The following is a 5,272-nucleotide window of genomic DNA, read 5'->3' as shown; positions in this document are numbered from 1 at the left end:
TTGTAGTAATCGCTCCCTGCAAACGACAATATCCTTGTCAAGGCAGGTGATTAATTAATTCAGTATATTGGCATGCGCTAATTATCTGGAGCTGCCCGAAAAAGATAGCTATTTATAGACAGTAACTAATTAGGATAAACTCTGAGTCCATGAATAAACCAAACAATCAGCTCGTACTGTCCGCACTGGGCAAGGACAGGCCCGGTATTGTCGATGAACTGTCGAAAGCAGTGTTTCTGCTGGACTGCAATATCAGCGACAGCCGAATGACCGTGCTCGGTGGTGAATTTGCCATCCTGCTGCTGGTCGAAGGCCCCTGGAATCAGCTGGCACGCCTTGAAAGCCAGATTCCCGAACTGGAGAAGAACCTGGGCCTGACCATCATCGCCCGTCAGACATCGGATGCCGCTACCAGCGAGGATGCCATGCCTTACTTGGTGGAGGTGGTCTCACTGGACAATCCGGGTATTGTCCACAAACTGGCCAACTTTTTTTCCAAGCGCAACATCAACATCGTGGACCTTGCAACCAGCAGCTATGCTGCCCCCCATACGGGAACATCCATGTTTGCAGTACAGATGAATATCGGCATTCCCGCCGGCACGGCCATCAGCGAACTGCGGGATGAATTTCTGGAGTTCTGTGACAGCATCAACCTGGACGCGGTGCTGGAGCCTTACAAGAAACAGCTCTAGTCCGCCCCTGCAAACCAATAAAAAAATGAAAGAAAAACGCCTTTTGGCCGAAAAGCATTAAAGAGGAACCTGAACATGGCTAAGACTGGCAAAAAGATTCCCGATGTCGAACTTCTCCTTACAGGCAACAAAACCGCAAAACTGTCGGATTACCTGGGCAAATGGCTGGTGCTGTACTTCTATCCCAAGGCCAGCACACCCGGGTGCACCCAGGAAGGCCTGGATTTCAAGGAAGCTATCTACAAGTTCCGCCGTCAATCCACGGTGATCCTTGGCGCATCGCGGGACAGCCTCAAGGCCCAGGAGAACTTCAAGGCAAAACAGGAATTCCCCTTCGATCTGGTGGCCGACACCGAAGAAGTCCTTTGCAATGCCTTCGGCGTCATCAAGATGAAGAACATGTACGGCAAGAAAGTTCGCGGCATCGAGCGCAGCACTTTCATCATCGACGACCGCGGCATACTGCGTCACGAATGGCGGGGGGTAAAAGTAAAAGAACATGTGCAGGAAGTACTGGATACCCTGAAAGAACTGAAAAAGAAGCACTGAGACCCATTGTCTATGCCTGAAGCCACCGAAAGAAAACGCCTGTTCGTGCTGGACACCAATGTACTGATGCACGATCCTTCTGCGCTGTTTCGCTTCGAAGAACACGATATCTTCATCCCCATGGTGGTGCTGGAAGAACTGGACAAGGGCAAGAAAGGCATGTCTGAAGTGGCGCGCGACGTGCGCCAGGCGAGCCGGTTTCTCGATGATATCGTTGCCCATTCCAGCAAGCCGCAGATCGATCAGGGCCTGCCCATACCGAACTTCGGCAGTAACGGGCAGCAGGACAAGTCCGGCCGGCTGTTCTTCCAGACCCAGAGCCTGATCAACCATCTTCCCGACTCCCTGCCCGGCAATACGCCGGACAATTCCATTCTTGCCGCTGCGCTGGCGCTCCAGGAACAGGTACCCGACCGCCGGGTCACGCTCATTTCCAAGGACATCAACCTGCGCATCAAGGCCGCCATCGTCGGTGTACCAACGGAAGATTACAACAACGATCAGGTGCTGGATGACGTCAGCCTGCTCTACAGTGGCACCCGGGAACTGCCGGGGGATTTCTGGGACAGGCACAGCAAGGACATCGAATTCTGGCAGGAATCCGGACATACCTTCTATCGGGTCAAGGGGCCGGACACCGAGGACTGGTACGCCAACCAGTGCCTGTACATGACAAGCGTGTCTTCGACCTCGTGATAGATTTTGGGGCATCCCAGTCCCCAAAATCGACTCGGCCTTTGACAACCTATTGGTGCCCCAGCCGTCCTGGTCACCAAGCACTACGCAACAACTTCGCAAGCTCGTTGCTGCTCCGTACTTGGCTCCCATATGACTGGACGCCGCGTTCGGAGGCCTACTTTGTTTTCCCTCTGGCGCAAGGCACGCCGGGAAAACAGTGCGGCCTCGCGGCTACTGGGGTCTACCAGCCTTCGCTTCGCTCTCCATGGCTGGCAGCGAAGGCGACCAGTCTTTCGAAGCCATTGTCCGCCAGAAGGAAGACGATGATGCGGCCCTCATCGAACTGGCGGATGACTACCGCTCTGCAAACCATTCCGTCTGGGGTATACAGGCGCGCAACCGGGAGCAGAATTTTGCACTCAACATGCTGCTCGATCCCAATATCGATTTCGTCACACTGCTGGGTACCGCAGGCACGGGCAAGACCCTGCTCACCCTGGCCGCCGGACTGGCACAGGTGTTGGACAAGAACCTGTACAAGGAAATCATCATGCCCCGGGTGACGGTGCCCGTAGGCGAGGACATCGGCTTTCTGCCCGGTACGGAAGAAGAGAAGATGACACCCTGGATGGGGGCGCTCATGGACAACCTGGAAGTGCTCACCCAGACCGGTGGCGGCGACTGGGGCCGGGCGGCGGCAGACGATTTGCTGCGTTCGCGCATCCGCATCCATTCCCTGAATTTCATGCGCGGCCCTACCTTCCTGAACAAGTACATCATTCTCGATGAGGCGCAGAACCTCACCCCGAAACAGATGAAGACCCTGATTACCCGCGCGGGGCCAGGCACCAAGGTCATCTGTCTCGGTAATGTGGCCCAGATCGATACACCCTATCTGACGGAAACGACCTCGGGTTTGACCTATGTTGTGGACCGCTTCAAGCAATGGCCCCATAGTGGGCACATTACCCTTTTGCGTGGCGAGCGGTCACGACTGGCTGATTTTGCTTCGGATATTCTTTAGACTGTCACCATGACCCAGAATATACAGGAACAAAACATCAAACTGATGCGCCTGATGAAACAGGCCATCGATGACAATCTGCTGGTGCCGGGCTTTCATTCCTTGCTGCAAACGCACTTTCCCAGCCGCAAGACCTATCTGCTGAGTTGCAACCTGAAAACAGCCACCGGACAGATAATCCCCTACAAGAGCTTGCGCAAGCTGGCCACCATGGCAGACATGGGTGCTGCCCTGGATCGCTGGATGGTCAAAACAGGCCTCCAGACACTGAAAAGGATGCATCTGGAACAACCGGAAGCGAACATCATCATTCCGCAATCCGCCTCGTCCCTGCACAATCGTGAATATCCCCGCTGGCTGGACCGCCAGAGCAGCCGCGAGGATGTGTCCATACGGGGCCTGATCATTTCCTTCCGGCTGTCCCAGATCGCCAAGAACCTGAAGCTCTCCAGCGAATGCATCAGCGGACTGCACCAGCTTGAAATCAATACCATGATCGACAGTTTTACCACGCATCCTGCCGCATTGAAGATTCTCAAGGCCATGGGCAGCCGTTACATGAGCGCGGCCCCGGCACTGCTCAAGGAAAATGACGATACCATCAAGCGAATCATCAATACCTGTCACAGACACAGCATCCTGATCCTCCTGCCGGGGATCAACCGCGCAGAAGACGTCAATCTTTGCTGGTCTTTTGGCGCCGACCTGCTGGAAGGAAATTACATTCACCCCCCCGCCGAAGACACCGACTTCAGTTTTTCACCTGTTATCGTATAAGCCGTGCAATGACAGACTCTCTCCAGCACCGGTTTGAACGGCTGTATCCCGCGCTGGCCAACGATGCATCGTTCCTACGCTCCCTGCTGGACAGTGGACGCCAGATATCCCTGCCCGCCGGCCAGCATATCTGTCTGGAAGGCAGCAACTGCAGCCACCTGGCATTCGTGCTCTCCGGTACAGGCCGGGTATACAAGCTGGGCGAATCCGGGAGGGAAATCACCCTCTACCGGGTGGATGCAGGGGAATGCTGCATCCTCACCCTGTCCTGTATCATCAGTGAAACAAGCGTGTCTTCGGCCTCGTGATAGATTTTGGGACATCCCAGTCCCCAAAATCGACTCAGCCTTTGACAACCTATTTGTGCCCCAGCCGTCCTGGTCACCCAGCACTACGCAACAACTTCGCAAGCTCGTTGCTGCTCCGTACTTGACTCCCATATGACTGGACGCCGCGTTCGGAGGCCTACTTTGTTTTCCCTCTGGCGCAAGGCACGCCGGGAAAACAGTGCGGCCTCGCGGCTACCTACCAGCCTTCGCTTCGCTCTCCATGGCTGGCAGCGAATGTTTTCCCGCCTTTGCCGTCAGCGAATCCGATCTTGAAGCCATCCTGGTGCCGGCCTCTGTCATTCAGGACTGGATGGACAGCATCCGCAGCTGGCGCCGTTACGCCTGGAACCTGATTGCAGCACGCCTGGGCGATGTCATCAGCCTGGTGGAGGAAGTCACTTTCCGGCGCATGGACGAACGTCTGGGTTTCTACCTCAATCAGGCCGACAAATTTCCTCTCGGCCGGAAAACCGCCATCACGCATCAGCAGATCGCAGCAGAACTGGGGACCTCCCGCGAGGTCATCAGCCGCCTGCTCAAGGATCTCGAGCAGCAGGGTATCGTGGAACTCGGCCGCGGCTGGATCAGGGTACTGAAACCGCCAATGTGACATTGTCACAGACAATACCTTTGGTATCGGCTATCTTTAATCCACAGCTTACCGAAACCGGCTTGTGCCAATTCCGGAAGTTTTGAAGAATATCCAATATTCAGGAGAAAAGAGATGAAAGCAAACGTTGGTGGTATCGATAAAATCTTACGTATCGTTGTGGGCCTGGCCATCATCGGCTGGGGCATCTACGCGAAGAACTGGTGGGGAGCGGTAGGTGCCATTCCGCTGTTTACCGGCCTGATGGGCTGGTGCCCGTTCTATCCTTTGCTGGGTGTGAGCACCAAGAAATAGCATTCGATCCTGGAATGCCAGGGGAATACCGGCACCGTAGGTCGGACTTCAGTCCGACATTGCCCAGTTGTGGCAGCTGTTGTCGGGCTGAAGCCCGACCTACAAATTCCGGCCTTCCCTGGACATACGCCGTACCGCCATCCCTGGCCTCTCGCGGCATACAAACACCAGGGAAGGCGGAAGTGGTGGTAATGCAGGACTAGTCGAGTAGATCGGCCATTGCTGGCTTTCACCCTCACAGAACCGGACGTGCGGATTTCCCGCATCCGGCTCTTCCGAGCAGGTCACCCGGATTGAGCGGGAGCCAATTGTCTGG

The 5,272-nt window shown here is 55.4% G+C and carries 8 protein-coding genes and 2 pseudogenes; all 10 read left to right on the top strand.

Features of this window, described 5'->3' with window-relative positions; all coding sequences use genetic code 11:
• The first annotated feature begins 149 nt into the window (after positions 1–149).
• The 10 genes and pseudogenes from ACOCD2_RS11745 (at position 150) to ACOCD2_RS11700 (ending at position 4,956) form a co-directional block, all read left to right on the top strand.
• Positions 150–695 (top strand): glycine cleavage system protein R, encoded by a 546-nt coding sequence (locus ACOCD2_RS11745; RefSeq protein WP_293647817.1) that lies wholly within the window; start codon positions 150–152, stop codon positions 693–695.
• A gap of 75 nt (positions 696–770) precedes the next feature.
• Positions 771–1,244, top strand: a complete 474-nt coding sequence (locus tag ACOCD2_RS11740; protein WP_293647815.1) for a peroxiredoxin — start codon at positions 771–773, stop codon at positions 1,242–1,244.
• 12 nt (positions 1,245–1,256) lie between these two features.
• Positions 1,257–1,913 (top strand): annotated as a pseudogene (locus ACOCD2_RS11735) (PIN domain-containing protein); the annotation flags it as partial.
• Between the two features lie 286 nt (positions 1,914–2,199).
• Positions 2,200–2,946, top strand: a pseudogene (locus ACOCD2_RS11730) (PhoH family protein); the annotation flags it as partial.
• Between the two features lie 9 nt (positions 2,947–2,955).
• Positions 2,956–3,723, top strand: coding sequence for an EAL domain-containing protein (locus tag ACOCD2_RS11725; protein ID WP_293647773.1), 768 nt, complete (start codon positions 2,956–2,958; stop codon positions 3,721–3,723).
• Between the two features lie 8 nt (positions 3,724–3,731).
• Positions 3,732–4,031, top strand: coding sequence for a Crp/Fnr family transcriptional regulator (locus tag ACOCD2_RS11720; protein WP_293647771.1), 300 nt, complete (start codon positions 3,732–3,734; stop codon positions 4,029–4,031).
• On the top strand, positions 4,028–4,156 hold the full coding sequence (locus ACOCD2_RS11715; protein WP_419584426.1) for a hypothetical protein: 129 nt from the start codon (positions 4,028–4,030) through the stop codon (positions 4,154–4,156). Before ACOCD2_RS11720 ends, ACOCD2_RS11715 begins: the two co-directional genes overlap by 4 nt.
• A gap of 37 nt (positions 4,157–4,193) precedes the next feature.
• Positions 4,194–4,325: a hypothetical protein gene (locus tag ACOCD2_RS11710; protein ID WP_293647767.1), complete on the top strand. Its 132-nt coding sequence runs from the start codon at positions 4,194–4,196 to the stop codon at positions 4,323–4,325.
• The gene (locus tag ACOCD2_RS11705) at positions 4,273–4,662 is read left to right on the top strand and encodes a Crp/Fnr family transcriptional regulator (protein WP_293647765.1); all 390 of its coding nucleotides are present in this window, start codon (positions 4,273–4,275) and stop codon (positions 4,660–4,662) included. The genes ACOCD2_RS11710 and ACOCD2_RS11705 overlap by 53 nt, the downstream gene beginning before the upstream one ends.
• 114 nt (positions 4,663–4,776) lie before the next feature.
• Positions 4,777–4,956, top strand: a complete 180-nt coding sequence (locus tag ACOCD2_RS11700) for a YgaP family membrane protein (protein WP_293647763.1) — start codon at positions 4,777–4,779, stop codon at positions 4,954–4,956.
• The last annotated feature ends 316 nt before the right edge of the window (positions 4,957–5,272 follow it).

Origin of the sequence: Thiolapillus sp. (assembly GCF_048562965.1) — a bacterium.
In the GTDB taxonomy this organism is placed as follows: domain Bacteria; phylum Pseudomonadota; class Gammaproteobacteria; order Chromatiales; family Chromatiaceae; genus Thiolapillus; species Thiolapillus brandeum_A.
This window is presented reverse-complemented; position numbering and strand designations above follow the sequence as displayed.

Bases quoted from the DNA above. Each gene is read 5' to 3' on its own strand.
- ACOCD2_RS11745 (WP_293647817.1), top strand. From the start codon at position 150: ATGAATAAACCAAACAATCAGCTCGTACTGTCCGCACTGGGCAAGGAC.
- ACOCD2_RS11740 (WP_293647815.1), top strand. From the start codon at position 771: ATGGCTAAGACTGGCAAAAAGATTCCCGATGTCGAACTTCTCCTTACA.
- ACOCD2_RS11725 (WP_293647773.1), top strand. From the start codon at position 2,956: ATGACCCAGAATATACAGGAACAAAACATCAAACTGATGCGCCTGATG.
- ACOCD2_RS11720 (WP_293647771.1), top strand. From the start codon at position 3,732: ATGACAGACTCTCTCCAGCACCGGTTTGAACGGCTGTATCCCGCGCTG.
- ACOCD2_RS11705 (WP_293647765.1), top strand. From the start codon at position 4,273: ATGGCTGGCAGCGAATGTTTTCCCGCCTTTGCCGTCAGCGAATCCGAT.
- ACOCD2_RS11700 (WP_293647763.1), top strand. From the start codon at position 4,777: ATGAAAGCAAACGTTGGTGGTATCGATAAAATCTTACGTATCGTTGTG.